We start from the raw sequence: 26,369 nt of genomic DNA, 5'->3' as shown, positions 1-26,369 counted from the left end.
ACAGCCTCACGTCACTTACCTCCCGTCACGTACCTCATGCCACTTACCTCATGTCACCTCACCAGTACAGCGCCCTGCTCTGCCACGCCCTGAAGTCGCTTGCCCTGTAAGCGCCCTGCCCTGAAACCGGCCCGCACGCCCGCCAAGGGGAACCGTCATGGCACCAGAACCACCGCTGCTCACCATGTCCGGCATCACCAAGTCCTTCCCCGGAGTCCGGGCCCTCGACGGCGTCGACCTCGACGTCCAGGCCGGCGAGGTGCACTGCCTGCTCGGCCAGAACGGCGCCGGAAAATCCACGCTCATCAAGGTCCTGGCCGGCGCCCACCAGCCCGACGACGGCGCCATCGGCTGGCGCGGTGAACAGGTCACCCTCAGGTCGCCGATCGCCGCCATGCGCCTCGGCATCGCCACCATCTACCAGGAACTCGACCTGGTGGAGGGCCTGTCGGTCGCCGAGAACGTCCACCTCGGCCATGAACCCACGGCCGCCGGCTTCGTCGTACGAGGAAAGACCGCACGGGCATCAACTGCCGCTCTTCTCAAGCGACTTGGGCATCCGGAGATCGACCCGGCACGACTCGTCGGCGAGCTGTCGGCGGCCCAGCGGCAGATCGTCTCCATGGCCCGGGCGCTCTCCCACGACGTACGCCTGATCGTCATGGACGAACCGTCCGCGGCCCTCGACCCCGACGAGGTCGACAACCTCTTCCGCATCGTGGGCGATCTGACCGCGGACGGAGTCGCCGTCGTCTACATCTCGCACCGTCTGGAGGAGATCCGCCGCATCGGCGACCGCGTGACCGTGCTGAAGGACGGGCGCGCCGTGGCGGGCGGACTCCCCGCGAAGTCCACACCGACGCGCGAGGTCGTGGCGCTGATGACGGGGCGCAATGTCGAGTACGTCTTCCCGGAACGGCCCCGGTCACGGCCACCCGGTGAGCCCGTCCTCACGGTCCGAGGTCTCGCCCGCGAAGGCGAGTTCGCGCCGCTCGATCTCGATCTGCGTCCCGGCGAGATCGTCGGACTGGCCGGACTTGTCGGCTCCGGCCGCTCCGAGATCCTGGAGACGATCTACGGAGCCCGTAAGTCGACGGCCGGTCAAGTGAGCCTGAACGGCCGCGTGTTGCGCCCCGGCAGCGTTCGCGCCGCCGTCCGCGCCGGACTCGGGCTCGCCCCCGAGGAACGCAAGGCGCAGGGCCTGCTGATGCTGGAGTCCGTCACCCGCAATGTGTCGGTGTCCTCCATGTCCCGCTTCGCGTACGGGGGTTGGATCGACCGGCGCGCCGAACGCGGCGCGGCGCGGGCGGCGACACGCGAGCTGTCCCTGCGCCCCGACAACCCGTCGGTGTCGGTCCGGACGCTGTCCGGCGGCAACCAGCAGAAGGCCGTCCTGGCGCGCTGGCTGCTGCGCGGCTGCCGCGTGCTGCTTCTCGACGAACCCACCCGAGGGGTCGACGTCGGCGCCCGCGCCGAGCTGTACGCGGTGATCCGCCGCCTCGCCGACGAAGGGCTCGCCGTGCTGCTGGTCTCCAGCGAAGTGCCCGAAGTGCTGGGGCTCGCCGACCGCGTCCTGGTGCTTCGCGAGGGGCGCGTCGTCCATACGGCGCCCGCCCGCGAACTCGACGAACACCGTGTACTCGATCTCGTCATGGAAGGAAGCCCGGTGGCCGATGAAGGGAGCCCGGCGTCGTGACGCAGCCCGTATCCCCGCCCAGGGATGACACCCCCAAGGTGTCACCGCTCAAGGAACACGCCCCGTGGCGCACGCTCGCGGCCGCCGCCGACGTCCGTACCCTCTCGCTCCTCGGCGTACTCGCCGCCCTGATCGTCATCGGCGGCATCACCAAACCCGACGAGTTCCTCGACACCCGCAACCTCCAACTCGTCCTCACCCAGGCCTCGGTGATCGGTGTCGTCACCGTCGGCATGACCTTCGTCATCACCTCCGGCGGCATCGACCTGTCGGTCGGCGCGATCGTCGCGCTCTCCTCGGTGTGGGCGACCACGGTCGCCACCCAAGAGTACGGTTTCGCCGGCATCCTCTTCACCGCGGTGCTCGTCGGCGTCGGCTGCGGCCTGGTCAACGGCGTGCTCATCGCGTACGGCGGGATGGTTCCGTTCATCGCCACCCTCGCCATGCTCGCCTCGGCCCGCGGACTCGCACTCCAGATCACCGACGGCAAGACCCAGATCGTCAGCGTCAACGGGATCCTGAAGCTCGGCGAGCGCGACTCGTACGTCCTCGGCATACCGCCCCTGGTACTCGTCTTCGCCGTTGTCACCGTGATCGGCTGGCTGATCCTCAACCGCACCACCTTCGGCCGCCGCACGATCGCCGTCGGCGGCAACGCGGAGGCGGCCCGGCTCGCCGGCATCGACGTACGGCGCCAGCGGCTGTACCTCTATCTGCTCTCCGGACTGTGCTGCGGCATCGCCGCCTTCCTGCTGATCATCCTGTCCGGCTCGGGTCAGAACACCAACGGCAACCTGTACGAACTCGACGCGATCGCGGCGGCGATCATCGGCGGCACGCTGCTGAGCGGCGGCCGCGGCACCATCACCGGCTCCGTGCTCGGCGTCCTGATCTTCACGACGATCACCAACATCTTCGCGCTGAACAACCTCCAGAGCGACGTCCAGCAGATCGCCAAGGGCGCGATCATCGTCGCCGCGGTCCTGGTCCAGCGGCGCACAGCGAACACCGCCTGAGCCGTAGCGCATCACGCGCACCACAGACCTGACATGGGAAGGGTCCACCGTCATGCCAGAACCCACCAGCCTCACCAGCCGCAGAGGACTGCTCTTCGGGACCGCCGCCGTCTCGGCCGGTGCCTTCCTCGTCGGCTGCACCAGCAACGACACCAAGAACACCGATAACGGGGACCCTGCCGCGAACAGCCGGCCGGCCGCCGACGACAAGCCCGGCAAACACGTCACCATCGGCTTCGCCGGCCCGCAGGCCGACCACGGCTGGCTCAACGCGATCAACGACAACGCCAAGAACCGGGCCAAGAAGTACTCGGACGTCACCCTGGAGATCACCGAGGGCTCCAACGACACGGCCGCGCAGATCGGCCAGATCGAGACGCTGATCAACAAGAAGGTGGACGTCCTGGTCGTCCTGCCCGCCGACGGCAAGGCGCTCACCCAGGTCGGCCTGCAGGCGATGCGCGCCGGAATCCCCGTCGTCAACCTCGACCGGATCTTCAACTCCCCGCAGGCATACCGCTGTTGGATCGGCGGCGACAACTACGGCATGGGCCTCAGCGCCGGGCACTACATCGGCGAGAAGCTCAAGGACAAGCAGGACGCCCGCGTCATCGAACTCGCCGGGCTCGACAACCTGGAGCTCACCAAGCAGCGCACCCAGGGCTTCGACGCGGCCCTCAAGAACTACCCGAACATCAAGAAGGTCGCCCGGCAGGCCGCCGAGTTCACCGTCGAGTCCGGGCAGGCCAAGATGGCCCAACTCCTCCAGGCCCAGTCGAAGTTCGACGCCCTGTGGAACCACGACGACGACCAGGGCGTGGGCGCGCTGCGCGCCATCAAGCAGGCCGGGCGCGACGACTTCCTGATGGTCGGCGGCGCGGGCGCGCTCTCCGCCTTCCAGGCCATCGACGCGGACGACAGCGTCCTCAAGGCCACCGTCCTGTACCCGCCGACGATGGCCGCGTCCGCGATCGACCTCGCCCGCGCGCTCGGCCAGGGCAAGGGAGTCGGCGGCCTCGCCGAGTTCGAGATCCCCGCGTCGCTCACGCTGTACTCGGCCGTCGTCGACAAGGACAACGTCAAGCAGTACATGGCCACCGGCTTCAAGTGAGGAGTCCTGCCCCGGGGATCTGTCCGGCGGGTCCGGCCGCGGCGGCGAGCGCCCCCGGAGCCCGCCCGGTGAGTCAGGCCCCACCCCCCACCGCGCCACGACGACGAGGAGGACATTCCGCATGGCACAGCCGCAGCAGTCAGAGGGGACCGAGGGCGAGAAGCCGCCGCTCCGTGTCGGCATGGTCGGCTACGCCTTCATGGGCGCCGCCCACTCCCAGGGCTGGCGCACCGTAGGGCGCGTCTTCGACCTGCCCCGACGTCCTGTCCTGGCCGCGCTCTGCGGGCGGGACGGCGCCGCGGTGCGCGCGGCGGCCGACCGGCACGGCTGGGCGGCGGCCGAGACCGACTGGCGCGCCCTGATCGAACGGGACGACATCGACCTCGTCGACATCTGCACCCCGGGCGACAGCCATGCCGAGATCGCTCTCGCCGCGCTGGCCGCCGGCAAGCACGTGCTGTGCGAGAAGCCCCTCGCGAATACCGTCGAGGAGGCGAGAGCCATGACGGCGGCGGCCGAAGAGGCCTGCGGGCGCGGCCAGTTGGCGATGGTCGGCTTCAACTACCGCCGCGTGCCCGCGACAGCACTGGCGCGCCGGATGGTGGCCGAGGGCAGGCTGGGAAGCCTGCGGCACGTCAGGGTGACGTACCTTCAGGACTGGCTGGTCGACCCGGAGTTCCCGCTGACCTGGCGGCTGCGCAGGGAGCAGGCCGGGTCGGGTGCGCTCGGTGACCTGGGCGCGCACATCGTCGACCTCGCGCAGTATCTGGCGGGGGAGCGGCTGACCGGGGTGTCCGCGCTCACCGAGACCTTCGTACGGGAACGGCCGCTGCCCGGCGGCCCGACCAGCGGCCTGACCGCCGTCTCGGCCACCGGCACCGGACAGGTCACCGTGGACGACGCCGCCCTGTTCACCGGCCGCTTCGCCTCGGGCGCCCTGGCCTCCTTCGAGGCCACCCGCTACGCCACCGGCCGCAAGAACGCCCTGCGCATCGAACTCAACGGCGAGCGGGGTTCGTTGGCCTTCGACCTGGAGCGCCTCAACGAACTCTCGTACCACGACGGTACGGAGCCCGGAGCGCACGCCGGCTTCCGGCGCATCCTCGTCACCGAACCCGACCACCCCTACCTGGACGCCTGGTGGCCGCCGGGGCACGGCCTCGGCTACGAGCACACCTTCGTCCACCAGGCCCGCGACCTGATCCACGCGATCGCCGAGGGCCGCCGGCCCGAACCCTCCTTCGCCGACGGGCTGCAAGTGCAGCGCGTGCTGGCGGCGGTGGAGGAGAGCGCCGAGAAGAACTCCGTCTACACCCCCATAGCGGTCTGAGGAGGCCCGGGAATGCCGCGCGACTTCACGCTCTTCACCGGCCAGTGGGCCGACCTGCCCCTCGAAGAGGTCTGCCGCCTCGCCCGCGACTTCGGCTATGACGGACTCGAACTCGCCTGCTGGGGCGACCACTTCGAGGTCGACAAGGCACTCGCCGACCCCTCGTACATCGAGTCCCGGCACGCGATGCTCGACAAGTACGGCCTCAGGTGCTGGGCGATCTCCAACCACCTGGTCGGCCAGGCGGTCTGCGACGCCATCATCGACGAGCGTCACCGGGCCATCCTGCCCGCCCGCATCTGGGGCGACGGCGAACCGGAGGGCGTACGCCAGCGGTCCGCCGCCGAGATCGCCGACACCGCACGCGCGGCGGCGGCCTTCAGCGTCGACACCGTCATCGGGTTCACCGGCTCGGCCATCTGGCACCTCGTCGCGATGTTCCCACCCGCTTCCGAGTCGATGATCGAGCGCGGTTACGAGGACTTCGCGACGCGCTGGAACCCGATCCTGGACGTCTTCGACGCGCAGGGCGTGCGGTTCGCGCACGAGGTCCACCCGAGCGAGATCGCGTACGACTACTGGACAACGCACCGGGCGCTGGCGGCAGTTGACCACCGTCCCGCCTTCGGGCTGAACTTCGACCCCTCGCACTTCGTGTGGCAGGACCTTGACCCGGTCGGCTTCCTCTACGACTTCCGCGACCGGATCTACCACGTCGACTGCAAGGAAGCCCGCAAGCGGCTGGACGGACGCAACGGCCGCCTCGGCTCGCACCTGCCCTGGGGTGACCCGCGCCGCGGCTGGGACTTCGTCTCCGCGGGCCACGGCGACGTCCCCTGGGAGGACGTCTTCCGGATGCTGCGCTCCATCGACTACACGGGCCCCGTCTCCGTCGAGTGGGAGGACGCCGGCATGGACCGGCTCCAGGGCGCACCCGAGGCCCTGACCCGCCTCAAGGCATACGACTTCGAGCCGCCGTCGGCTTCGTTCGACGCGGCGTTCGGCGGCAACGACTAGGCCGCGACACAGAGTTCCCATGCTTCCGGGGTGACGGCGCACCCCGGCGTCACGCACCCACCCGTACGACCAGCCCCTTCATGGAGGCATTTCGTGCACCCGTACGCCAGAAACACGAAGAACAGGAAGAGCAGGAAGAACACCAGCCACTTCAGACGTCCGAGACTCCGCGGGGCACTCGCCCTGCTGAGCGGCGCGCTGCTCACGGCCGCCTCCCTCACCCTCACCACACCCCAGGCCGGCGCAGCCGTCGCCGACCCGTCCGCCACCACTGCCGCCGCGGCCGAGGACTTCCAGCAAGTCACCCTCGCCAAGGGCGAACCCGAGGTCGGCGAGCCCATGTCGCTCGCCGTGCTCCCCGACCGCTCGGTCCTGCACACCTCACGCGACGGCGAACTCCGCCTCACCGACGCGGCGGGCAACACCAAGCTCGCGGGCAAGCTCGATGTCTACTCGCACGACGAGGAAGGCCTGCAGGGCGTCGGCATCGACCCCGACTTCACCGCCAACCGCTACATCTACCTCTACTACGCACCGCCCCTGAACACCCCCGCGGGCGATGCCCCGGAGACGGGCACCGCCGCGGACTTCGCGCCCTTCGACGGCGTCAACCGCCTCTCGCGCTTCGTCCTCAAGGCCGACGGCACCCTCGACAACGCCAGCGAGAAGAAGATCCTCGACGTCCAGACCTCGCGCGGCATCTGCTGCCACGTCGGCGGCGACATCGACTTCGACGCGGCCGGGAACCTCTATCTCTCCACCGGGGACGACTCCAACCCGTTCCAGTCGGACGGCTTCACCCCCATCGACGAGCGCGCCGACCGCAACCCGGCCTTCGACGCCCAGCGTTCGGCCGGCAACACCAACGACCTGCGCGGCAAGATCCTGCGCATCAAGGTGAACGCCGACGGCTCGTACTCCATCCCCGACGGCAACCTCTTCGCCCCCGGCACCGACAAGACGCGCCCCGAGATCTACGCGATGGGCTTCCGCAATCCGTTCCGCTTCAGCGTCGACAAAGCGACCGGCATTCTCTACGTCGGTGACTACGGCCCGGACGCCGGCGCGGCCGACCCCACGCGCGGTCCCGGCGGCCAGGTCGAGTTCGCCCGCGTCACCGCCCCCGGCAACTTCGGCTGGCCGTACTGCACCGGCAAGAACGACGCCTACGTGGACTACGACTTCGCGACCAAGACCTCCGGCGCGGCCTTCGACTGCGACGCGCCGAAGAACACCTCCCCGCACAACACCGGCCTCACCGACCTGCCCCCGGCCCAGCCCGCCTGGATCCCCTACGACGGCGCGTCCGTCCCGGAGTTCGGCAGCGGCTCGGAGTCCCCGATGGGCGGCCCGGTCTACCACTACGACGCCTCGCTCGACTCGCCGGTGAAGTTCCCGCAGGCGTACGACGGGAACTTCTTCGCCGGAGAGTTCGGCCGCCGCTGGATCAAGCGGATCGTGAGCGATTCCTCCGGCGCCGTGCAGTCCATCAACTCCGTTCCGTGGACCGGCACTCAGGTGATGGACATGGCGTTCGGACCCGACGGCGCGCTGTACGTCCTCGACTACGGCACCGCCTGGTTCGGCGGCGACGAGAACTCGGGCCTGTACCGCATCGAGAACGCCACCGACGGCCACTCGCCCGTGCCGCAGGCGGCGGCCGACCGCACCTCGGGCCAGGCACCGCTCAAGGTCCGCTTCTCCTCCGCCGGTTCGACCGACGCCGACGGTGACGCCCTCACGTACAGCTGGGACTTCGGCGACGGAGGCAAGTCGACGGCACCGAACCCTACGCACAAGTACAAGAAGAACGGCACGTACACGGCGACGGTGACGGCCAAGGACCCCGGCGGGCGCACGGGAAGCGCGAGCGTGCAGGTCGTGGTCGGCAACACCGCGCCCAAGGTGACGCTCGAACTTCCCCGTGACGGCCAGCTGTTCAGCTTCGGGGACACCGTTCCCTTCAAGGTGAAGGTGACCGACCCGGAGGACGGGACGATCGACTGCTCCAAGGTGAAGGTCAACTTCATCCTCGGCCACGACAGTCACGGCCACCTGCTGACCTCGGCCAACGGATGCAGCGGCACCATCGACACCGGCGCGGGCAACGGCCACGACGACGACGCCAACATCTTCGGAGTCTTCGACGCCGAGTACACGGACGGCGGAGGAGGCGGCCAGGCCCCGCTGACCAGCCACGACCAGAATGTCACCCAGCCCAGGCACCGCCAGGCCGAGCACTACGGCAACGCCTCCGGGATCACGGTCCAGTCGAAGGACACCGCGCACGGCGGCAAGACGGTCGGCGACATCGACAACGGGGACTGGATCTCGTTCACGCCGTACGTCCTGAGCGATGCCAAGAAGATCACGGCACGTATCTCGTCCGCCGGTTCGGGCGGCACCCTGGAGGTCCGCGCGGGCTCCAAGACCGGCCGGGTACTGGGCACCGCGACCGTGCCGGTGACCGGTGGCTGGGACACCTTCCAGGACGTGACCGCGGATCTCTCCGGTGCGCCGCGCGGCACCACCACGCTCTACCTCGTCTTCAAGGGAAGCGGACCCGGCGCGCTCTACGACGTGGACGACTTCACCTTCACGACGGGCTGACGGGAGGGGTGACCAAGGAGCTGCCCTGGAAGCCCTCGGCTGGTACGGCTTCGCCGGGCGACTGAACGGCGGCGGGCGGGAGACGCCGTACTCCCGCCCGCCGTCTCCACCCCTCGCTTTCTCCATGGCCGACGCACGAGCTGACGCAGGAACCGACGTTCGAGCTGCCGTATGACAAGGAGGCTGCCCATGCCCGCGTCCCTTTCCGAACCCCGGGTGGGGGTGTGGCTGATCGGAGCGCGCGGCTCCGTCGCCACCACCGTCATCGCGGGCTGCGCGGCCGTCACCGCCGGCCTGCATGCCCCGACGGGCATGGTCACCGAAACCGACCTCCTCGCCGACTGCGGTCTGCCCGCCCTGCCGTCCCTCGTCTTCGGCGGCCACGACACGGTGGACTGCCCGCTCCCCAAGCGCGCGGAGGCCCTGGTCGCCGGCGGCGTACTCCCGCACGGCCTCCCCTCGGCGATCACGGCCGAACTGGCGGCCGCCGACCGGGAGATCCGCCCCGGAGGGCCGGCCCCTGGCGACACCCGCGAGCCGACCGAGCTGGTGGACGCCTTCGCGACGGACATACGGGACTTCGTACGCCGGTGCGGACTGGCCCGGGCGGTGGTGGTGAACGTGGCCTCGACGGAGCCGACGCCCGTCGGGATCGCCTCCACGGAGTACGCGCCCACCGAGACGGCATCCCTGGAGCGCGCGCACGGAGGGACGGCCTTCGTGGCGGGGGCTCGCGGAGGGACGCCGCTGCCACCGAGCTCTCTGTACGCGGCGGCAGCGCTGCGGGCCGGCTGCCCCTACGTGAACTTCACCCCCTCGACGGGCCTGCACCACCCGGCTCTGGCGTCCTTGGCCGAGTCCAGCGGGCTGCCCTACGCGGGGCGCGACGGCAAGACCGGCCAGACGCTGCTCCGGTCGGTGCTCGGCCCGATGTTCGCCCAGCGCGCGCTGGCGGTCCGCGCCTGGTCCGGCACGAACCTCCTGGGCGGCGGCGACGGAGCGGCCCTCGCCGACCCGGCCGCCGCCGCGGCCAAGAACGCCGGCAAGGAGCGCGTGCTGGCGGACACCCTCGGCACGGCCCCGGAGGGCGAGACCCACATCGACGACGTCCCCGCCCTCGGCGACTGGAAGACCGCCTGGGACCACATCGCCTTCGACGGCTTCCTCGGCACGCGGATGTTCCTCCAGACCACCTGGCAGGGCTGCGACTCCGCGCTCGCGGCCCCCCTGATTCTCGACCTCGCCCGCCTGACGGCCCGCGCCCACGAGGCAGGCCTCACCGGCCCATTGACCGAACTCGGCTTCTACTTCAAGGACCCGGTGGGGAAGGGGCCCGCTGCGCTGGGGGAGCAGTACGCGGCGCTGGGCGGGTTTGCGGCTCGGCTTCGGGCCCTCTCCGGGGAGGTCCGGTGACGGTGCGAGGGGTGGGAGCGGGGAGGTTGGCCAGGTCGGGTGTGACGGCCTGGTCGAGTGGGTCTAGTGGGTCGGCCGGGTCAGGCACGTTGGCCGCGAGTGGCGGGTATTCCGGGGCGATCGGGGCGACCGGGGTGGCCGGGGTGGCCGGGGCGACCGGGTTCGCTGGGTTGGCCCGACTGGGCCCGCGGGCGTGGGAGCAGGCCCGGGCCTGGGCTGAACTTCTCCGGCTGCCCGCCCTGTTCACCGTCCCCGGAGACGCTCTCGCGGGGGCCGCCGCCATCGGCGTCCGCCCGAACTCCCGCACCCTCCTCGCCATCGGTTCCTCCGTCTGTCTGTACGAGGCGGGCATGGCCCTGAACGACTGGGCCGATCGCGCCGAGGACGCCGTGGAACGCCCGCACCGTCCGTTGCCCTCCGGCCGCGTACGCCCGGCCGCAGCGCTGGTGGCGGCCGGAGCTCTGACGGCAGCGGGCCTCGCCCTGGCGGACCGCGCGGGCCGTCCCGCCCTCGCGGTCGCCGTGCCCCTCGCCGCCACGGTCTGGGCGTATGACCTGGCGCTCAAACGAACGCCCGCCGGACCTGCGGCGATGGCCACGGCGCGGGGCCTGGACGTACTGCTCGGCGCTACGGCGACCGGAGGTACCTCTCCGAGCGCGCACATGCTCCCCGGCGTGACCGCCGCCTGCCGCACCGCCCGACGCGCCCTCCCCTCTGCCCTCGCCGTGGCCACCCACACCCTCGCGATGACCATGGTGTCGCGCGGCGAGACGCAGGGTGGTTCGCCGGTGGCACCGCTGACCGCGCTGGCCACGACCGGTGCGCTGGCCTGGGCATTGGCGAACAGCCCGGCAGGCACAGGGCAGCCCGGGCACCCCGCGGCTGCACGGTCACAGCCCGCCGGGGACACCCCAACAGCCCCTGAGTCGACGCCCCTTGGCGGAGCGAGAGCGAGCCTCGACCAAACACCCGGCGTCACCCCAAGTCCAAGTCCAGGCCCAGGCCGCCCAGGTCCAAGTCCAAGCCCTGGCCCCGCTCCCCGCCTTTCACCGACCCCTGTGACAGACACCCTCCGCGGAGCCCTCACCCTCGCCTACGCCGCGACCTCCGCCCGCCCGCTCTTCCACGCCGTCCTGAACCCCTCACCCCCGCTCACCCAACGAGCCGTCGGCGGCGGAATCCGCGCCATGATCCCCCTCCAGGCCACCCTCGCCGCCCGAGCGGGCGCCCCCGTCACCGCTCTCCTGACGGCCGCGCTCGCCCCAGCTGCCCGCAAGTTCGCGAGGAAGGTGAGCGTCACATGACCGCGAGCCCCCGCCCGACCGGCCAGGCGAGCCCCCACTCGACCGGCCGAGCGAGCCGGCGACCGACCCCGCGGACGAGCTTTGGCTCGACCGTCCACGCGAGCCCCGCCCCGGCCCCCCACCCCCTCCGCTTCGGCTACGGCACCAACGGCCTCACCGACCTCCGTCTGGACGACGCCCTCGCCCTCCTCGCCGACCTCGGCTACGACGGTGTGGGCCTGACCCTCGACCACATGCACCTCGACCCGCTCGCCCCGGATCTGGCTGCCCGCACCGGGAAGGTGGCACGCAGGCTGGCGATCCTCGGCCTTGGCGTGACGGTCGAGACCGGCGCCCGCTATGTCCTCGACTCGCGACGCAAACACGGCCCCTCCCTCCTGGACCCGGACCCGGACGCCCGCGCGCGCCGTGTCGACCTGCTCATCCGTGCCGTGCGGGTCGCCGCCGACCTCGGCGCCCACGCCGTGCACTGCTTCAGCGGAGTCACCCCGGTCGGCACGGACGAGGACACCGCCTGGAAACGCCTGGCGGAGGCGCTCGCCCCCGTGCTGGACGCTGCCACCCGTGCCGGCGTCCCGCTCGCCGTCGAGCCCGAACCCGGTCACCTGCTCTCCTCCCTCGCCGACTTCCACCGTCTGCGCCGAGCACTCGGCGACCCGGCCGCCCTCGGTCTCACCCTGGACATCGGCCACTGCCAGTGCCTGGAACCTTTGCCGCCCGCCGACTGCGTGCGCGCCGCCGGCCCCTGGCTGCGGCACGTCCAGATCGAGGACATGCGCCGCGGCATTCACGAACACCTCCCGTTCGGGGACGGGGAGATCGACTTCCCGCCCGTACTCGAAGCCCTGGCCGCCACCGGCTACCAGGCGCTGACCGTCGTCGAACTGCCCCGCCACTCCCACGCGGGCCCCCACTTCGCCGAACAGTCCCTCCCGTTCCTCCACCGCGCGGCCCGGGCGATCCCCACCGGCCCCGAAGGGAGAACCCCGTGAACCACCACCCGCACCGAACTCAGCGCGGCCACCACAGCCAGGCCGGCCGGGACCGTCAGCCCGGCCGCACCGTCCAGCCCGCCCTCGCCGCCCTGCGCACCCGCCTGAACACCCACCTGGGAGGAGCCGCCCGCGCCTGGCTCGACCAGGCGCTCGACGAGGCGGCCGCCCACCCCGGCATCCACGGCCCCATCTCCGTCTGGGAGTTGCGGATAGCCGAGGCCGGGCGCCGATGCGGGCCCGAGTACGCCGACGCCGCCCGCGTACTCCTCCTGCATGCCGCCCGAGCCGACCCGGACGCACTCGCCCGCGTCTACCGTCAGGGCACCGCCGCCGAACGCCGAGCCGTCCTGCACGCCCTGCCCCACCTGGTGCCGGGACCGGAGGCGCTACCCCTCGTCGAGGACGCCCTGCGCACCAACGACACCCGGCTGGTCACGGCCGCCGTCGGCCCGTACGCCGCGCGGCACCTGGACGCGCACAACTGGCGCCACGCCGTCCTGAAGTGCCTGTTCACCGGCGTCCCCGTCGACGAGGTGGCCGACCTGCCCCGGCGCGCCCACTCCGACGCCGAACTCGCCCGGATGCTCGGCGACTACGCCGACGAACGCGCCGCCGCGGGCCGTCCCGTACCCGAGGACCTGTACCGCGTCCTGGCCCTGACCGAGCCCACCGCCACCCCCACCGGCACGCCCGGAAGCCCCGACGTGCCCGGAGTCCACGGAATCCCCGGAACCTCCGGCACGTCCGGCACCCCCGGCAAGGAGTCCTGATGCGCATCTTCGATCCCCACATCCATATGACGTCACGGACCACCGACGACTACGAGGCCATGCACGCCGCCGGCGTCCGTGCCGTCGTCGAACCCTCCTTCTGGCTCGGCCAGCCCCGCACCTCGGTCGCCTCCTTCCTCGACTACTTCGACTCGCTCCTGGGCTGGGAACCCTTCCGCGCCGCCCAGTACGGCATCGCCCACCACTGCACGCTCGCCCTCAACCCCAAGGAGGCGAACGACCCCCGCTGCGTCCCCCTCCTCGACGAGCTGCCCCGCTATCTCGTCAAGGACCAGGTCGTGGCCGTGGGCGAGATCGGCTACGACTCGATGACCCCCGCCGAGGACACCGCGCTCGCCGCCCAGCTCCAGCTCGCCGCCGACCATGAGCTGCCCGCGCTCGTGCACACCCCGCACCGCGACAAGCCGGCCGGCCTGCGCCGCACGCTGGACGCCGTCCGCGCGTCCGCCCTGTCCCCGGACCGGGTCCTGGTCGACCACCTCAACGAGACCACCGTCAAGGAGGCCAAGGACAGCGGCTGCTGGCTGGGCTTCTCCGTCTATCCGGACACCAAGATGGACGAGGAGCGGATGGTCGCGATCCTGCGCGAGTACGGGCCGGAGCAGGTGCTCGTCAACTCGGCCGCGGACTGGGGGAGAAGCGACCCCCTCAAGACCCGCCGGGTCGGCGACGCCCTGCTGAAGGCCGGGTTCACCGACGACGACGTCGACCGGGTGCTGTGGCGCAACCCCGTGGCCTTCTACGGGCTCAGCGGGCGGCTGGATCTGGGGAGCACGACTACGGACGTCACCCACGAAGGCAACTCCATCCTCCGCGGCGGGGAGTGAGCGATGCGCTTCCGCCACCCCGACGGCTCCACCGTCCACCTCGCCTACTGCACCAATGTCCACCCGGCCGAGACCCTCGACGGCGTCCTCGCCCAGCTCCGCGACCACTGCGAACCCGTCCGTCGCCGCCTCGGCCGGGACCGCCTCGGCATCGGCCTGTGGCTCGCCAAGGACGCCGCCCACACGCTGGTCACCGACCCGTCCGCGCTGCGCGGCCTGCGCACCGAACTCGACCGCCGCGGCCTCGAAGTGGTCACCCTCAACGGCTTCCCGTACGAGGGCTTCGGCGCCGAAGAGGTCAAGTACCGCGTCTACAAGCCGGACTGGGCCGACCCGGAGCGACTCGACCACACCACCGCCCTGGCCCGCGTCCTCGCCCAGCTCCTCCCCGACGACGTCACCGAAGGCAGCATCTCCACGCTGCCCCTCGCCTGGCGCACCGTGTATGACGACCAGCGCGCGGCGACCGCCCACACAGCGCTGACCACACTCGCCGAACGCCTCGACGCCCTTCAGGAACTCACCGGCCGCTCCATCCGTGTCGGCCTGGAACCCGAACCCGGGTGCACCGTCGAGACCACCGCCGACGCCCTCGCCCCGCTCACCGTGATCGGCCACGACCGCATCGGCATCTGCGTCGACACCTGTCATCTCGCCACCTCCTTCGAAGACCCGCACACCGCCCTGGACGCGCTCACCGAAGCCCGCGTCCCCGTGGTCAAGTCACAGCTCTCGGCCGCCCTGCACGCCGAACACCCCCATCTCCCCGAAGTCCGCACGGCCCTCGCCGCCTTCGACGAACCCCGCTTCCTGCACCAGACCCGCACCCGTACGTCCGCCGGCCTGCGCGGTACCGACGACCTCGGTGAGGCGCTGGCAGGCGACGCCCTGCCCGACGCCTCCCCGTGGCGCGCCCACTTCCATGTCCCGCTGCACGGGGCCCCCGCCGCGCCCCTCACCTCCACACTCCCCGTCCTGAGGGCCGCGCTGGCCCAGCTCGTCGGCGGCCCGCACCCGCTCACCCGCCACCTGGAGGTCGAGACCTACACCTGGCAGGCCCTCCCGCCCGAGCTGCGCCCCCGAGCCCGCGCCCAGCTCGCCGACGGCATCGCCGCCGAACTCACCCTGGCCCGCGATCTGTTGACGGACCTCGGCCTCAAGGAGCTGCCGTGACCCAGCCGCCGGTACCGACACCGCGACCCGAGCACTCCAGCGGCCGGCCCCGACCCACCCCTCTCCTCGTCCTGGACGTCGTAGGTCTCACCCCCCGTCTCCTCGACCACATGCCGCACCTCAAGGCCCTCGGCCAGTCCGGCTCCCGTGCCCCGCTCGGCACCGTCCTGCCCGCCGTCACCTGCGCCGCCCAGTCCACCTTCCTCACCGGCACCCACCCCTGCGAGCACGGCATCGTCGGCAACGGCTGGTACTTCCGCGAGCTCGGCGACGTACTCCTGTGGCGTCAGCACAACGGCCTGGTCTCCGGCGACAAGCTGTGGGACGCCGCCCGGCGCGCGCATCCCGGTTACACGGTCGCCAATATCTGCTGGTGGTACGCCATGGGCGCCGACACCGACATCACCGTCACTCCCCGTCCCGTCTACTACGCCGACGGCCGCAAGGAACCCGACTGCTACACCCGGCCCCCAGCCCTGCACGACGAACTCACCGAGAAATTCGGCACGTTCCCCCTCTTCCACTTCTGGGGTCCCGGCGCCGACCTCGTCTCCAGCCGCTGGATCATCGACGCGACCCGCCACATCAACCGCACCCGCCGGCCGGACCTGACCCTCTGCTACCTCCCTCACCTCGACTACGACCTGCAGCGCTTCGGCCCCGACGACCCGCGCTCCCTCCAGGCGGCCGCGGACCTCGACGCGGCCATGGCTCCCCTCCTCGACGACGCGAAGGCCGAGGGCCGTACCGTCGTCGCGCTCTCCGAGTACGGCATCACGCGCGCGGACCGCCCCGTCGACATCAACCGCGCCCTGCGCCGCGCCGGCCTCCTCGATGTGCACACGCAGGACGGCATGGAGTACCTGGACCCGATGGCATCCCGCGCCTTCGCGGTCGCCGACCACCAGATCGCCCATGTCTATGTGCGACGCCCGGAGGACCTGGAGGCCACGAAGGCGGCGCTCGCCGGCCTGCCCGGCATCGAGCGACTCCTGGACGACGAGGGCAAGAAGACCCATCACCTCGACCATCCGCGCTCCGGCGAACTCGTCGCCGTCGCGGAGCCGGACGCCTGGTTCACGTACTACTACTGGCTCGACGACGCCCGCGCGCCCGACTTCGCGCGGCTCGTCGAGATCCACCGCAAACCCGGCTACGACCCGGTCGAACTCTTCATGGATCCCCTCGACCCCTACGTCAAGGTGAAGGCGGCCACGGCACTGGCCCGCAAAAAGCTCGGCATGCGCTACCGCATGGCGGTCGTGCCCCTGGACCCCTCACCTATCCGCGGCAGCCACGGCCGCCTCCCCCTGAGCGACGACGAAGGTCCGCTCATCATCTGCTCCACCCCCCGCGCAGTCACCGGCCGCGTCGCGGCCACCGATGTGAAATCCCTGCTGCTCGACCTGGCAGGCCTCACCTGAAGAGTCCTGACGGGCTGTGACGAGCCCGTGTCGAGCGACTACGGAAAGTGAAACACGCGCCACTGACAACGCGTCCGGTCACGCGTCCCATACGCGCCCGGCCCGTGTCCCGCACACCTCTGACCTGCACACGAGCCGCACACAGCCCGGCACCGTCAGAGCCCACCAGCGACCCGAAAGAGAGAAACCGTGACCGCGTTCAACGACGAATCCGGAACCGGCGACGCCCTGCGCCGCACTCTCGGCATCGACCGCCGCCGCTTCCTCAGCACCTGCACCGCCGCCGCGACCGCGGCGATCGCCGCACCCGTCTTCGGCGCCTCGCCCGCCGTCGCCCAGGACCGGGACAGAGGCCAGGACAGCGGCGGCGACGTCCTCGTCCCCCCGGACAGGCGCGGCATCATCCTCTACACCGTCCGTGACGCGACGGGCCGCGACCCGCTCGCCACCGAACTGCCCTCCGGTTTCCGCGAGGTCTTCCAGCAGCTCTCGCGATTCGGCTACCGCCAGGTGGAGTTCGCGGGGTACGGCCAGCACGCCAACGCCCCGGGCGGCGCGAGCCTGGAGTCCGTGGAGGGCGCCAAGCTGCTGCGTTCGTGGCTCGACGAGTACGGGCTGCGGGCGCAGGGCAACCACGGCTTCATACCGCCGTCCTGGCCCTTCACCACACCCGACCTGGACACCTTCAAGAAGCACCTGGAGATCGCCAACATCCTCGGCATGGCGCACATGGGCACCGGCGGCGACCCCACCGGCAGCGCCTACCGCGCCGACTGGGACGTGGCCGCCGACAAGTGGAACGCGCTCGGCGAGATCGCCCGTCGCGAGGGCATCAAGCTGTACACCCACAACCATGACGCGGCGTACGGCTTCCTGCTCGACGGTGGCCCGCTGGACGCCCAGGGCCGTCCGACCCGCAGCTCCGGCATCCGCAAGCTGGAGTACTTCCTGAAGATCACCGACCCGAAGGTGGTCTGGCTGGAGATGGACATCTTCTGGGCGCACGTGGCCCAGTACAAGTTCCACACGTACACGGCCCAGGACGGCTCCACCCAGGAGAACGTCTTCGATCCCGCGGGGCTCGTCGCCCGCAACAACAAGCGCTACCCGCTCTTCCACGCCAAGGACGGCACCGTCAACACGACGAACGGCATGGGGTACGACATGGTGCCGTTCGGCACCGGAGTCATCGACTACACCACGTTCTTCTCTCGTGTCGGGGCCCGGAACTACCACAACCCGATGGTCGAGCAGGACAACGCCCCGAGCGCCACCGACCCCGCTCAGTCGCTGAAGCACGCGAAGATCGGCTACGACAACCTCGCGGCCCTGCGCAAGAAGTGCGGCTAGCCGCAGCCGCGCCCGCCCGTTCACGTGATCTTCCCTGCTCAGCCCACCGGTTGCGGCTGCGGAACCGCTGTGTCCGCCGTGCTCCGCCCCGGCTGCCGCAGCAGCAGAGCGATCGCCGCCGCCACCATGGAGATGCCGCCGGCCAGCGCGTAGGCGCCGTTGTAGCCCCAGGCGGCCACCACCATCGAGCCGAGCCCGCCGCCGAACAGTCCGCTGATCAGCTTGCCGCTGTACACCAGCCCGTAGTTGGTGGCGTTGTAGTTCTCGCCGAAGTAGTCCGGGGTCAGGGCCGCGAACATCGGGTAGAAGGCCCCGCCGCCGAACCCGGAGAGGAAGGCGAAGAACAGGAACAGGGCCTCGCTGTGCATGTCACCGGCCCAGATCACGCCGAACTGGGCCAGACCCAGGACGACAATGACGAACACCAGGGTCTGCTTGCGGCCGTACCTGTCGGACAGCCAGCCCACCACGCCCCGGCCGATGCCGTTGATGACGGCCATGACGCCCATGGACGACGCCGCCACCAGCGGGCCGAAGCCCACCTCCTTGGCGAAGTCGACCTGGAAGGAGATCCCGAAGATCGACACACCCGCGGTCATGACGAGAGCGATCCACATGAGGGGGAGCATGCCGGTCCTGATGGCCTCCTTCGGTGTGTACTGCTTCACCGCGGGAGGGTTCTTGGCAAGGCTCGCCGCGCCCTTCTCGGTACTGCCGTAGGTCAGCGGGTCGATGTCCGCCGGCCACCAGTTCTTCGGCGGGTCCTTGAAGAAGAACGCGGAGGACAGCACCACGATCATCACGTAGCAGCCGATGAGGTCCAGTACCCGGTGGTAGTTGGCCGTGTCGAACGCGTAGTTGAAGATGAAGATGAACGGCAGTGAGCCGTACGCGAATCCGCCGTTGACGAATCCGGTCTTCGCGCCACGTCGCTCGGGGAACCACTTGCCGACCATGTTGATGCAGGTCGCGTACACCAGGCCGGATCCGATGCCGCCGATGACACCGAAGCCGAGGATCGCCAGGAGCACATTGCTCAAGTGCGAGAGGGCGAGGAAGCCGAGCAGGCACATGACCGACCCTGTGTACATGGCCTTGCGGGCGGTCAGGATTCCCTTCTCCCGCAGCCAGCCGGCGGGGAAGGCTATGCCGGCCTGGAAGAAGACCCAGACGCTCAGGATCCAGAAGGTGTTGCTCTGCGTCCAGCCGTGGGCGTGGGACAAGGTGTCCTCGGCCGAGCCGTACGCGTACTCGAAGACACTGATCGCCATCATGGCGAGCCATGGCAGATACACCATGAACTTGCGTGAGTGGCCCAGGATGTCCCGGTCCGTCTCGCCGATCCGGTAGACACGGCCCCGGGGGTCGGTGACTTCACGGTACGCGCGGTGCGAGGCGTCGGGGTCGTCCGACGCTTCCTTCGCGGCGATGGGTTCCGCCGTCATTACGCCATCTCCTCGCCAAGCGGTTGCGGGTTGGGAACGATGCTGCGGGCCTGCGGGCGGCCCGGAGACTTCAGGAACAGCGCCAGCACGGCGGAGGCCAGGCCGACGGATCCGGCGAGCACGAAGGCGCCGTGGTAGTCCCACGCGTCGACGACGATCGCGCCCATACCGGATCCCACGAGGCCGGAGATCAGCTTCGAGCTGTAGACCATTCCGTAGTTGGAGGCGTTGTGGTTCTCGCCGAAGTAGTCCGCCGTCATGGCCGCGAACAGCGGGAAGATCGCCCCGCCGCCGAAACCGGAGACCATGGAGCAGAACAGGAAGAACGGCATGCTGCCCATCTGGCCGGAGACCAGCACACCGAACTGGGCGGAGCCCAGCACGAGACAGACGATGATCAGTGTGTGGCGGCGGCCGACGCGGTCGGATATCCAGCCGATGACGCCGCGTCCGGTGCCGTTGACGATGGCCTTCAGGGACATCGCCGTGGCCACGATTCCGCCGGCGAAGCCCATGTCCTTGCCGAACGGCACCTGGAAGGCGATGCCGAAGATATTGATCCCGGCCGTGCACAGCAGACAGAACCACATCATCCAGAGCACGGGGGTACGAGCGGCCTCCTTGGGGGTGTACTGCTTCACCGCCGGCGGGTTCTTCTCCAGCGCCCGCCGGATCTTCGGGTCGTCCGACGCCTTCAGGGGGTCCACGTTCGCGGGCCACCAGCCCTTCGGCGGGTCCTTGAAGAACCAGCCGGCGACGGCGACGACGGAGCAGCACAGCAGGCCGACCGCCACCAGGACGCCCTTGTAGTTGCTCAGGTCCATGTACGAGGTGAACAGGAAGACGAAGGGCACGGATCCGTAGGCGAAACCGCCGTTGACGAAGCCCGTCTTGCCGCCCTTGCGTTCCGGATACCACTTGCCGACCATGTTGACGCAGGTCGCGTAGACGAGACCGGCGCCGATGCCGCTGCACATGCCGAAGCCGAGATAGGCGACGATCACATGCGGCGCAAGGGCCAGTGACAGATAGCCCAGCAGGGTGCCCAGCGCACCCAGCAGCATCGCCGTACGGGCGGGGAGGCGGCCGCTCTCCCGCAGTTGCCCGGCCGGGAAGGCCACGGCCGCCTGGAAGAACACCCAGACGCCCATCAGCCAGAAGATGTGTCCGCTGCTCCACAGGTGAGCCTCGTGGAGTGTGTCCTCCGCCGACGTGAACGCGTACTCGGCGGAGCTGATGCCCAGCATTCCTGCCCAGGGCAGGAAGACCATCCATTTGCGTTTGCGGCCCATGATGTCGACATCGGACTCGCCGACGCGATACACACGGCCGTTGTGGTCCGTCACCTCTTGATAGGGGACGGATGTGGAGACATCGGTGGTTGTCATATAGCTCAAGCACCCCTTGCGTCGAAAGATCTGGTCAGCGCCCCCTGCCAAATGCCTTTCGTGCGCTCACGGGTCCCGGGGGTGGCCGACGCGCACCGTCGGCCGCCCCCGTGCACACTCATGTCATGAACGCTCCCCCCAACAGCCCTGCCGCGCGGGCCCAGCGGTACTTCGCGCCGAGTACGGTCACCGGCTTCTCGGTCGTGTACGGGTAGGCGACGACCCCCCGCGCCCTGGACGCCCGGTCCTCGGCCGCCACGTCAGATCACCCCGCTCGACTTGAGGAGGCGGAGTTCCTCGTCCCCGAGGCCGAGCTCGCCGATGTAGACCTCTTCGTTGTGCTCGCCGAGCAGCGGCGAACTGGTCACATCCACGGGGGAGTCGGAGAGCTTCAGCGGGCTGCCCACGGTCACGAACTCGCCCCGCTCGGGGTGCGCCACCTTCACGACCATCTCGTTGGCGATCAGCGACTCGTCCTCGATGATCTCCTTGGTGGAGAGGATCGGGCCGCACGGAACGTTGTGGGAGTTGAGCTGCTCCAGCACCTGCCATTTGGGGAGGGTGGAGGACCACTCCTCGATGAGCTGGAACATCTTCTCCAGCTTGGGCAGCCGGGCTTCCGGGGTGGCCCACTCGGGGTCATCGGCCAGCTCGGGCCGGCCGATGAGTTCGCTGAGGGGCTTCCAGCCGACGGGCTGGACGATGACGTAGACGTAGTCGTTCGGTCCGCCGGGTGCGCACCTGATCGCCCAGCCGGGCTGACCACCGCCGGAGGCGTTCCCGGACCTGGGAACCTCGTCGCCGAAGTCCTCGTTGGGATATTCGGCGAGTGGGCCATGTGCCAGTCGCTGCTGATCGCGCAGCTTCACCCGGCAGAGGTTGAGCACAGCATGCTGCATGGCCACATTGACCCGCTGACCACGCCCGGTGTTCTCCCGCTGGAACAGCGCCGCGAGAATCCCCGCCACGGCGTGAATGCCCGTGCCCGAGTCACCGATCTGGGCCCCCGTCGCCAGCGGTGGCCCCTCCTCGAAGCCGGTGGTCGACATCGACCCGCCCATGGCCTGCGCGACGACCTCGTACGCCTTGAAGTCGGTGTACGGGCCTTCGCCGAAGCCCTTGATGGAGGCGTAGACGATACGGGGGTTGATCTCGCGGATGCGGTCCCAGGTGAACCCCATGCGGTCGATGGCGCCGGGTCCGAAGTTCTCGACCATGACGTCGGAGCGGCGGATCAGTTCGGTGAGGATGTCCTTGCCGCGTTCGGTCTTGGTGTTGAGGGTGATGCTGCGCTTGTTGCTGTTGAGCATCGTGAAGTAGAGGGAGTCGACGCCGGGCAGGTCCCGCAGCTGCTTGCGGGTGATGTCGCCGGCCGGCGCCTCCAGCTTGATGACGTCCGCGCCGAGCCAGGCGAGGAGTTGGGTCGCCGAGGGACCGGACTGGACGTGTGTCATGTCGAGGACGCGGATGCCTTCGAGAGCCTTGGTCGTCACAGGTCACCTCACTTGTCCGTTGCTTCGAGCCACCCTGGCGTCGCCACTCCCGGGCCACGTCCGGCACATTGCATACAGTCGACGGATACTGTATGAAGATTGTTATCCCGCATCCGATGGGTGATGTCCAGGGGTCGTGCAGCACTTTTAAGACAGGAGCCGAATCATGGACCTGTACGAGCATCAGGCGCGGGGACTCTTCGAAGAACACGGCATCGTGGTGCCGCGGGCCGAGGTCACGGACTCGCCCAAGGAAGCGCGGGAGATCGCCCGCAGGCTTGGGGGACGCGTCGTCGTGAAGGCCCAGGTCAAGACGGGTGGGCGCGGCAAGGCGGGCGGCGTGAGGCTTGCCGCTGACCCGGCCGCCGCCGAGCTCACGGCACGGCAGATCCTCGGCATGGACATCAAGGGCCACAAGGTCCGCAAGGTGATGCTGGCTCAGCCCGTCGACATCGACAGCGAGTTCTACGTCTCGTACGTGCTCGACCGCGCCGCCGGACGCTTCCTCGCGATCGCCTCGGCCGAGGGCGGCATGGACATCGAGGAGGTGGCCGCGACGCGGCCGGAGGCGGTGGCACGCGTTCACATCGACCCGGCGCAGGGCGTCACCTCGGCGAAGGCGACCGAGATCGCCGAGGCGGCCGGGCTGCCGCAGCAGACCGTCGACGTCCTGGTGCGGCTCTGGGAGGTACTGACGCGCGAGGATGCCGTCCTCGTCGAGGTCAACCCGCTCGTCCGCACCGCCCAGGGGCAGATCCTCGCCCTGGACGGCAAGGTCACCCTTGACGACAACGCCCGCTTCCGACAGGCGCGTTGGGGTGAACAGGACGCCGCGCACGACGATCCGCTGGAGGCGCTGGCCGCCGCCAAGGGCCTCAACTACGTCAAGCTGGACGGCGAGGTCGGCATCATCGGAAACGGCGCGGGCCTGGTCATGTCGACGCTCGACGTGGTCGCCGGCTGCGGCGCCCGGCCCGCCAACTTCCTCGACATCGGCGGCGGCGCCTCCGCCCAGATCATGGCCGACGGCCTCTCGGTCATCCTCTCCGACCCGGCCGTGAAGTCGGTCTTCGTCAACGTCTTCGGCGGCATCACCGCCTGCGACGCGGTCGCCGACGGCATCGTGCAGGCCCTGGAGACCGTGCGGCTGACCAAGCCGCTGGTGGTCCGCCTCGACGGCAACAACGCCGTGCGCGGCCGCGCCGTGCTCGACGACCGCGCGCACCCTCTCGTCCAGCAGGCCACCACCATGGACGACGCCGCCCGCCGCGCCGCCCAACTCGCCAACACCAGCTGAAGGAGCGGGGCATGGCCATCTTTCTCACCCAGAAGTCCAAGGTCCTCGTCCAGGGCATGACCGGCGGCGAGGGTATGAAGCACACCCGGCGCATGCTGGCGGCCGGCACGGACGTCGTCGGCGGCGTCAACCCACGCAAGGCGGGCCAGACCGTCGGCTTCGACGTCCCCCAGAGCCTGACCGGCCGGGGAGGTGCCCCCATCGCCGTGCCCGTCTTCGGATCGGTGCGCGAAGGCATGGCGGCGACCGGCGCGGACGTGAGCGTCGTCTTCGTGCCGCCCGCCTTCGCCAGAGCGGCCGTGATGGAGGCCGTCGACGCGGGCATCGAACTCGCCGTCGTCATCACCGAGGGCATCCCCGTCCACGACTCCGTCGCCTTCCACGCGTACGCCGCCTCGAAGGGCACCCGGATCATCGGCCCCAACTGCCCGGGCCTGATCACCCCGGGCCAGTCGAACGCGGGCATCATCCCCGCCGACATCACCAAGCCGGGACGCATCGGCCTGGTGTCCAAGTCCGGCACGCTCACCTACCAACTCATGTACGAACTTCGTGACATCGGCTTCTCGACATGCGTAGGCATCGGTGGTGACCCCGTCGTCGGCACCACCCACATCGACTGCCTGGCAGCCTTCCAGGACGACCCCGACACCGAACTGATCGTTCTCATCGGGGAGATCGGCGGCGACGCCGAGGAGCGGGCGGCCGTGTTCATCCGCGACCACGTCACCAAGCCCGTCGTCGGCTACATCGCCGGATTCACCGCGCCCGAGGGCAAGACCATGGGACACGCGGGCGCCATCGTCTCCGGCTCGTCGGGCACCGCCCAGGCGAAGCAGAAGGCCCTGGAGGCGGTCGGGGTGCGCGTGGGCGGCACACCGAGCGAGACGGCGCGGCTGGTGCTGGCCCAGCTGGAAACGGAGCGTGACGTCACTCATAGTTAATGCGAGGTGACTGCCGGAAACAAGGCGGCCTCACTACCTTCCCCCTTACGTACGCGACGCGACCACTGCTCGCGCGGGCCCGCGCATCCTGCGGTTCGGCAGCTGCCAGGCCCCCCGCCCCCGACTGTGCACCGAGAGCGGAGACACCGAATGACCACCACCCTCAACCCCACCCACCTCGTCGTGAAGTCCGGTACCTCCTGGACCGACGCCTGGCAGCGGTGCCTCACCGTCGCCCCCGAGGCGTTCCGTGACGACCGTGTCCTCAACCTCTGGGGCGCCGCCTGGCAGGCGGACGGCCGGGCGCTGCCCGCCACCAGCCCCGTCGACGGCAGCCCCATCGCGGGCCCGCCGCGGCTGGACGGCGCCACCGCCCAGCAGGCCGTGCGCGCCTCGCTCGACCAGCACCGCGCCTGGCGCCATGTGCCGCTCGCGGAACGCCGTGCCCGCGTGGCGGCCACCCTCGACGCCCTCACCGAGTACCGCGAACTGCTCGCCCTCCTTCTGGTCTGGGAGATCGGCAAGCCCTGGAGGCTCGCGCAGGCCGATGTGGACCGGGCGATCGACGGCGTGCGCTGGTACGTCGACGGCATCGAGTCCATGGTGGACGGCCGGGCTCCGCTCGACGGACCCGTGTCCAACATCGCGAGCTGGAACTACCCGATGAGCGTGCTCGTTCACGCCATGCTGGTACAGGCATTGGCAGGCAACGCGGTCATCGCCAAGACCCCGACCGACGGCGGTGTCGCCTGCCTCACCCTGGCCGCCGCGCTCGCCGCGCGCGAAGGGATCCCCGTCACCCTCGTCAGCGGCAGCGGCCGCGAGCTCTCGCAGGCGCTCGTCCGCGCCCCCGAGATCGGCTGCGTCTCGTTCGTCGGCGGCCGGGACACGGGCGCCGCGGTGGCCACCGCCGTCGCCGACCTCGGCAAGCGGCATGTACTCGAACAGGAGGGACTCAACACCTGGGGCATCTGGAACCACACGGACTGGGACGCGCTCACGGCGGTCATCCCCAAGCTCTTCGACTACGGCAAGCAGCGCTGCACGGCCTATCCGCGCTTCGTCGTCCAGCGTGAGCTGTTCGACGAGTTCCTCGCCGCGTACCTGCCGGCCGTCCGCACCCTGCGGGTCGGTCACCCGCTCGCGGTCGAGCACCCCGACGACCCGTACCCCGTGCTGGACTTCGGCCCTGTCATCAACGCGGCCAAGGCCAAGGAGCTGCACGACCAGGTCGCCGAGGCCATCGACCGGGGCGCCGTCCCGCTGCACCGCGGCAAGCTGTCCGACGCACGCTTCCTGCCCGGACAGGACACGGCGGCGTACGTCCAGCCCGTCACGATCCTCAATCCGCCGCCGTCCTCACCGCTGCACCACGCGGAGCCCTTCGGCCCGGTCGACACCATCGTCCTGGTCGACACCGAGGCCGAGCTGCTCGCCGCGATGAACGCGTCGAACGGCGCGCTCGTCGCCACGCTGTCCACGGACGACGAGTCGACGTACGACCGGCTCGCCCCGCAGATCCGCGCGTTCAAGGTCGGCCACGGCAAGCCCCGCTCCCGCGGTGACCGCGACGAACTCTTCGGCGGCTTCGGGGCGTCGTGGAGCGGTGCGTTCGTCGGTGGGGAACTGCTGGTGCGCGCGGTGACGCAGGGGCCGGCGGGGGAGCGGCTGCCCGGCAACTTCCCGGACTATCACCTCATGCCGTGAGGTGAGGGCGGGCGGCGTCCATGACGGGGTGCCGCCCG

General features: G+C 70.2%; 20 protein-coding genes and 1 pseudogene. 17 read left to right on the top strand and 4 right to left on the bottom strand.

Annotated features, from left to right (window positions below; translation table 11 throughout):
• Positions 1–157 precede the first annotated feature (157 nt).
• The 14 genes from OIC96_RS07280 to OIC96_RS07215 all read left to right on the top strand — a co-directional run bounded on the left by OIC96_RS07280 (position 158) and on the right by OIC96_RS07215 (position 18,057).
• On the top strand, positions 158–1,696 hold the full coding sequence (locus OIC96_RS07280; protein ID WP_330308683.1) for a sugar ABC transporter ATP-binding protein: 1,539 nt from the start codon (positions 158–160) through the stop codon (positions 1,694–1,696).
• Positions 1,693–2,712 (top strand): ABC transporter permease, encoded by a 1,020-nt coding sequence (locus OIC96_RS07275; protein WP_330308684.1) that lies wholly within the window; start codon positions 1,693–1,695, stop codon positions 2,710–2,712. Before OIC96_RS07280 ends, OIC96_RS07275 begins: the two co-directional genes overlap by 4 nt.
• 52 nt (positions 2,713–2,764) lie before the next feature.
• Positions 2,765–3,823 (top strand): substrate-binding domain-containing protein, encoded by a 1,059-nt coding sequence (locus OIC96_RS07270; RefSeq protein ID WP_330308685.1) that lies wholly within the window; start codon positions 2,765–2,767, stop codon positions 3,821–3,823.
• Between the two features lie 121 nt (positions 3,824–3,944).
• The gene (locus OIC96_RS07265) at positions 3,945–5,153 is read left to right on the top strand and encodes a Gfo/Idh/MocA family protein (protein ID WP_330308686.1); all 1,209 of its coding nucleotides are present in this window, start codon (positions 3,945–3,947) and stop codon (positions 5,151–5,153) included.
• A gap of 12 nt (positions 5,154–5,165) precedes the next feature.
• The gene (locus tag OIC96_RS07260) at positions 5,166–6,170 is read left to right on the top strand and encodes a sugar phosphate isomerase/epimerase family protein (protein WP_330308687.1); all 1,005 of its coding nucleotides are present in this window, start codon (positions 5,166–5,168) and stop codon (positions 6,168–6,170) included.
• Positions 6,171–6,263: 93 nt separating this feature from the next.
• Positions 6,264–8,780 (top strand): PQQ-dependent sugar dehydrogenase, encoded by a 2,517-nt coding sequence (locus tag OIC96_RS07255; protein ID WP_330308688.1) that lies wholly within the window; start codon positions 6,264–6,266, stop codon positions 8,778–8,780.
• Between the two features lie 189 nt (positions 8,781–8,969).
• Positions 8,970–10,193: an inositol-3-phosphate synthase gene (locus tag OIC96_RS07250; protein WP_330308689.1), complete on the top strand. Its 1,224-nt coding sequence runs from the start codon at positions 8,970–8,972 to the stop codon at positions 10,191–10,193.
• 170 nt (positions 10,194–10,363) lie between these two features.
• On the top strand, positions 10,364–11,497 hold the full coding sequence (locus OIC96_RS07245) for an SCO3242 family prenyltransferase (RefSeq protein ID WP_330308690.1): 1,134 nt from the start codon (positions 10,364–10,366) through the stop codon (positions 11,495–11,497).
• Complete coding sequence (locus OIC96_RS07240; protein WP_330308691.1) at positions 11,494–12,489, top strand: sugar phosphate isomerase/epimerase family protein; 996 nt, start codon at positions 11,494–11,496, stop codon at positions 12,487–12,489. Before OIC96_RS07245 ends, OIC96_RS07240 begins: the two co-directional genes overlap by 4 nt.
• Entirely contained in the window at positions 12,486–13,262 is a 777-nt protein-coding gene (locus OIC96_RS07235) for an EboA domain-containing protein (RefSeq protein ID WP_406502182.1), read from the top strand. The genes OIC96_RS07240 and OIC96_RS07235 overlap by 4 nt, the downstream gene beginning before the upstream one ends.
• Complete coding sequence (locus OIC96_RS07230; protein ID WP_330308692.1) at positions 13,262–14,110, top strand: TatD family hydrolase; 849 nt, start codon at positions 13,262–13,264, stop codon at positions 14,108–14,110. The genes OIC96_RS07235 and OIC96_RS07230 overlap by 1 nt, the downstream gene beginning before the upstream one ends.
• Positions 14,111–14,113: 3 nt before the next feature.
• Positions 14,114–15,283, top strand: a complete 1,170-nt coding sequence (eboE, locus tag OIC96_RS07225) for a metabolite traffic protein EboE (protein ID WP_330308693.1) — start codon at positions 14,114–14,116, stop codon at positions 15,281–15,283.
• A complete protein-coding gene (locus OIC96_RS07220) occupies positions 15,280–16,707 on the top strand; it encodes a nucleotide pyrophosphatase/phosphodiesterase family protein (RefSeq protein WP_330308694.1) in 1,428 nt (475 codons plus the stop codon). The genes eboE and OIC96_RS07220 overlap by 4 nt, the downstream gene beginning before the upstream one ends.
• A 189-nt stretch (positions 16,708–16,896) precedes the next feature.
• Complete coding sequence (locus OIC96_RS07215) at positions 16,897–18,057, top strand: sugar phosphate isomerase/epimerase family protein (RefSeq protein ID WP_330308695.1); 1,161 nt, start codon at positions 16,897–16,899, stop codon at positions 18,055–18,057.
• A gap of 38 nt (positions 18,058–18,095) precedes the next feature.
• Here the strand turns inward: OIC96_RS07215 and OIC96_RS07210 are convergent, their stop codons facing one another.
• The 4 genes and pseudogenes from OIC96_RS07210 to frc all read right to left on the bottom strand — a co-directional run bounded on the left by OIC96_RS07210 (position 18,096) and on the right by frc (position 22,383).
• Positions 18,096–19,502 (bottom strand): OFA family MFS transporter, encoded by a 1,407-nt coding sequence (locus tag OIC96_RS07210; RefSeq protein ID WP_330308696.1) that lies wholly within the window; start codon positions 19,500–19,502, stop codon positions 18,096–18,098.
• Positions 19,502–20,890: an OFA family MFS transporter gene (locus tag OIC96_RS07205; RefSeq protein ID WP_330308697.1), complete on the bottom strand. Its 1,389-nt coding sequence runs from the start codon at positions 20,888–20,890 to the stop codon at positions 19,502–19,504. Before OIC96_RS07205 ends, OIC96_RS07210 begins: the two co-directional genes overlap by 1 nt.
• Before the next feature lie 118 nt (positions 20,891–21,008).
• Positions 21,009–21,119: pseudogene (locus OIC96_RS07200) on the bottom strand (hypothetical protein); the annotation flags it as partial.
• 31 nt (positions 21,120–21,150) lie between these two features.
• Entirely contained in the window at positions 21,151–22,383 is a 1,233-nt protein-coding gene (frc, locus tag OIC96_RS07195) for a formyl-CoA transferase (protein ID WP_330308698.1), read from the bottom strand.
• A gap of 166 nt (positions 22,384–22,549) precedes the next feature.
• Here frc and sucC point away from each other — a divergent pair, with 166 nt between their 5' ends.
• From sucC to OIC96_RS07180, 3 genes are all read left to right on the top strand, one after another.
• Complete coding sequence (gene sucC, locus OIC96_RS07190; protein ID WP_330308699.1) at positions 22,550–23,680, top strand: ADP-forming succinate--CoA ligase subunit beta; 1,131 nt, start codon at positions 22,550–22,552, stop codon at positions 23,678–23,680.
• An 11-nt stretch (positions 23,681–23,691) separates the two neighbouring features.
• The gene (gene sucD / locus OIC96_RS07185) at positions 23,692–24,624 is read left to right on the top strand and encodes a succinate--CoA ligase subunit alpha (RefSeq protein ID WP_330308700.1); all 933 of its coding nucleotides are present in this window, start codon (positions 23,692–23,694) and stop codon (positions 24,622–24,624) included.
• 150 nt (positions 24,625–24,774) lie between these two features.
• Positions 24,775–26,331 (top strand): aldehyde dehydrogenase family protein, encoded by a 1,557-nt coding sequence (locus OIC96_RS07180; RefSeq protein WP_330308701.1) that lies wholly within the window; start codon positions 24,775–24,777, stop codon positions 26,329–26,331.
• Positions 26,332–26,369 lie beyond the last annotated feature (38 nt).

The organism is Streptomyces sp. NBC_00775 (assembly GCF_036347135.1).
GTDB lineage: Bacteria > Actinomycetota > Actinomycetes > Streptomycetales > Streptomycetaceae > Streptomyces > Streptomyces lutosisoli.
The sequence above is the reverse complement of the archived record's forward strand: the minus strand, read 5'-3'. Positions and strand labels throughout refer to the sequence as shown.

What these genes read in the sequence shown, in the direction of transcription:
- OIC96_RS07280 (WP_330308683.1), top strand. Translation starts at nt 158, where the DNA reads ATGGCACCAGAACCACCGCTGCTCACCATGTCCGGCATCACCAAGTCC.
- OIC96_RS07270 (WP_330308685.1), top strand. Translation starts at nt 2,765, where the DNA reads ATGCCAGAACCCACCAGCCTCACCAGCCGCAGAGGACTGCTCTTCGGG.
- OIC96_RS07265 (WP_330308686.1), top strand. Translation starts at nt 3,945, where the DNA reads ATGGCACAGCCGCAGCAGTCAGAGGGGACCGAGGGCGAGAAGCCGCCG.
- OIC96_RS07260 (WP_330308687.1), top strand. Translation starts at nt 5,166, where the DNA reads ATGCCGCGCGACTTCACGCTCTTCACCGGCCAGTGGGCCGACCTGCCC.
- OIC96_RS07250 (WP_330308689.1), top strand. Translation starts at nt 8,970, where the DNA reads ATGCCCGCGTCCCTTTCCGAACCCCGGGTGGGGGTGTGGCTGATCGGA.
- OIC96_RS07240 (WP_330308691.1), top strand. Translation starts at nt 11,494, where the DNA reads ATGACCGCGAGCCCCCGCCCGACCGGCCAGGCGAGCCCCCACTCGACC.
- OIC96_RS07230 (WP_330308692.1), top strand. Translation starts at nt 13,262, where the DNA reads ATGCGCATCTTCGATCCCCACATCCATATGACGTCACGGACCACCGAC.
- eboE (WP_330308693.1), top strand. Translation starts at nt 14,114, where the DNA reads ATGCGCTTCCGCCACCCCGACGGCTCCACCGTCCACCTCGCCTACTGC.
- OIC96_RS07210 (WP_330308696.1), bottom strand. Translation starts at nt 19,502, where the DNA reads ATGACGGCGGAACCCATCGCCGCGAAGGAAGCGTCGGACGACCCCGAC.
- OIC96_RS07205 (WP_330308697.1), bottom strand. Translation starts at nt 20,890, where the DNA reads ATGACAACCACCGATGTCTCCACATCCGTCCCCTATCAAGAGGTGACG.
- sucC (WP_330308699.1), top strand. Translation starts at nt 22,550, where the DNA reads ATGGACCTGTACGAGCATCAGGCGCGGGGACTCTTCGAAGAACACGGC.
- sucD (WP_330308700.1), top strand. Translation starts at nt 23,692, where the DNA reads ATGGCCATCTTTCTCACCCAGAAGTCCAAGGTCCTCGTCCAGGGCATG.
- OIC96_RS07180 (WP_330308701.1), top strand. Translation starts at nt 24,775, where the DNA reads ATGACCACCACCCTCAACCCCACCCACCTCGTCGTGAAGTCCGGTACC.